The organism is Leisingera sp. F5 (assembly GCF_001593695.1).
The window spans coordinates 1-2,815 of record NZ_LUKH01000333.1 but is presented as its reverse complement, the minus strand read 5'-3'; the positions used below and the strand labels follow the sequence as shown (position 1 = coordinate 2,815).

2 protein-coding genes and 2 pseudogenes are annotated in these 2,815 nt (G+C 59.0%); 3 read left to right on the top strand and 1 reads right to left on the bottom strand.

Going from position 1 to position 2,815, the window contains the following annotated elements; translation table 11 throughout:
• Positions 1–275 precede the first annotated feature (275 nt).
• Positions 276–1,210, top strand: a pseudogene (locus A2I95_RS29795) (transposase); the annotation flags it as partial.
• A 69-nt stretch (positions 1,211–1,279) separates the two neighbouring features.
• Here the strand turns inward: A2I95_RS29795 and A2I95_RS29790 are convergent.
• A pseudogene (locus tag A2I95_RS29790) lies at positions 1,280–1,528 on the bottom strand (transposase); the annotation flags it as partial.
• A gap of 271 nt (positions 1,529–1,799) precedes the next feature.
• On the opposite strand from A2I95_RS29790, the gene A2I95_RS29785 reads away from it, so the two are divergent.
• On the top strand, positions 1,800–2,396 hold the full coding sequence (locus A2I95_RS29785; RefSeq protein ID WP_291735690.1) for a winged helix DNA-binding protein: 597 nt from the start codon (positions 1,800–1,802) through the stop codon (positions 2,394–2,396).
• A gap of 53 nt (positions 2,397–2,449) precedes the next feature.
• On the top strand, positions 2,450–2,815 hold a 366-nt coding region (locus A2I95_RS29780), incomplete at its 3' end, for a LysR family transcriptional regulator (RefSeq protein WP_291735687.1).

Sequence of the window (2,815 nt, the reverse complement as noted above, 5' to 3'; positions counted from 1 at the left end):
ACGCGGGTGGGGGCGAGGCAATGCTTTTCGACAGGTAGGTGCGGCCCGCAGCTGAAAGCGAGGACACGGCCTGTCTAGAAGAGTTGCCCGAGGGGGAGGGCCGCGCCCTCACCCTGACGGCCAAAGGCGTTTGGCTTGTCCAAATCCCATTGGCCCTACAAAAATGCCGGTGAGGTCTACGGTCCAGCCAAAAGGGCGTATTCCGTTGAAAAACTCGCACTTGATCGGGAGACATCCCGCTGATTCAATTCCTTTACCGGGCGGGAGGATTGGCGATAATGGGGCCGAGGAAGGAAGCGCAGCCGGCGATGTTCTGCGGGTTCTCGCTGGAAGATCATGTCCCGCACGATCACCTTCTGCGGGCCATCGGCCGTTTTGTCGATCTGACGGGCATCCGCGTCTATCTGGCGGATTTCTACAGTCACACTGGCCGTCCGTCCGTTGACCCTGAATTGCTGATCCGGATGCTCTTGGTCGGGTATTGCTTCGGCATCAGGTCCGAACGCCGGCTCTGTGAGGAGGTGCATCTGAACTTGGCGTACCGGTGGTTTTGCCGGCTCGATCTGAGTGACCGGGTTCCGGATCACTCGACGTATTCAAAGAACCGCCCCTTTCGGCAGATTGCTTCGCAATCGCCTGCCGGGCAATTCATGGCCGGTTTCGCGATAGCGAACTGTTGCGGCATCTCTTCGAGACAACCGTCGCGCGGTGTATCGAGGAGGGTCTGGTCAGCGGTCAGCGCATGGCCATCGACGCGAGCCGGCCGATCAGGCAAGCCGAGGTTGGATCGGCCAGGACCATGCTGGAGCGGGTGAAGGCGAGGTTCGATCTGCATCCCGAACGCCTGATCGCGGACACGGCCTACGGCACCGCGCCGATGCTGGGCTGGCTGGTCGGCCGCAAGATCGCCCCGCATATTCCCGTCTTCGACAAGTCAGGGCGCAACGATGGCACCTGGACCCGGGCTGATTTCGAACGCGACGCCGCTAAAGATCAATACATCTGCCCTGAAGGCCACGAACTGAAGCAATTCCGCCGCAACTACTCCGACCCCAACCGGGGGGCGGCCGGAAAAGGCACTGCCCGGTATCGCGCGCTGAAAGAACTCTGCCAGGCCTGCCCGTCCAAAGCCAAATGCTGCCCGAATGCCGACGCACGCAAGATCACCCGCGAAGAACATGAAGACGCTCGCCAAGTTGCTCGCGACATCCACTGGTCCTTTCTTTGCGCTCCCCAACAGACCGGTTTTGGCGAGCGTTCATTCCAAAAAACCATTCTACAGCGTCAGCTGGCCAATCTTTGCATGCAACGTTTTGGCATCGACATCCGGCTCCTTGGAAGTCTTCGGCGTGTCGTCAAAGACATCCGTCACGCCATCCAGAAGCTGATCCTTCCACTGCTTGATCTGGTTCGGATGCACGTCAAAATGCGTCGCCAGCTCGCTCATCGTCTTGTCGCCCTTCAATGCTGCCGAAGCGACTTTCGCCTTAAAGGCAGGGCTGTGGTTTCGCCGTGGCTGTCTAGCCATTTTCACTCCTTCGTCCCGGCAACGCTGCCGGATCAGGAGCGGAAAATCCACCTAACTCGGCTGTTCAGATTATTCAGGCTACCTTTGGTGTTGCGCAACAGATGGCGACGCCGGGTATTGAAATCTCTTGGATTTGGTTGGATATGTTGCGGGTAATTTGAGTAGGTTTTTCAGAAGGACTTCCGACGCCGCCGCTACATGCAGGGATTGACTGCATGCCGTTGCCGGACAGGCGGCTTTGGGCAGAGACATTTTCTGATCCGCTGTCTTCATGCCTTTTCAGGGCAGCTATAATTTATTTTTTCGGAGTTGTTCGTTGGATAATAAAGTCGACCGTTCCCCTTTATCTTGTTTGACTGCTGGCCTGGCCGCTGACACGGCTGTTGAGATGTCGCCGGATGGCGGGTTGCATATGCTGGAAATGGCGATTCAAAGGGCGGGAGAGGGTTTGACCCGATGGCAGGCTGGCAGTTTTGAGCAGCTCAGCACCATGTCCATGGCAAGTGCAGAAATTACTCTGCTGCAGTTGATCGGCAAGGGCGGCCAGTCCAAAACAATCAAGGAACTGGCCCAGGCCACCAACCGGACCGACATCCCCAACATTCAGTATTCCTTGCGCAAACTTGCCTCTGCCGGGCTGACCCGCAAACAAGGGGCGGGCCGCTCCGGAGTCACCTACAGCTTGACTGAGGAAGGCTGCCATGTGTCAGAGAGACTGCAGGATATCCGTGAACGCCTGCTGCTGCAGGCATTGGCGGAGCACCCGGATCTAACCAGACGGTTGCACAGCGCTGCGGAAACCCTGGAAGAATTGACTGAGCTTTTCGGCGCGTCTGCTCGTCAGGCTGAAGCGCACAGCGGCTCCTGAGGGCGCAGCAGATCCCATTGCGCAGTGCGGCAGCGGCAGCGTAAGGTTTGGTCATGATCGAACTTAAAGACCTTCAGCTGCTGACGGCGCTGGCGCGGCATCAGCATTTCGCCAAGGCCGCTGCTGATTGCGGTATTTCGCAGCCTGCGTTTTCGATGCGGATCCGCAATCTGGAGGAACGGCTGGGCCTGTCCATCGTGCGCCGGGCCAACCGGTTCCAAGGGCTGACCGAGGAAGGCATGATGATTGTGCGCCGGGCGCGCTCGATCCTGGACGATGCCAAGGCACTGGAGCAGGAGATTGCGGCATCCCGCGGCGAAGTGACTGGCACTCTGGTGCTGGGGGTGGTGCCGACTGCCACCGCTTGGGCCGCGCAGCTGGTGGATCAGGTGCATCAGGCCTATCCGCGGATCCTGGCC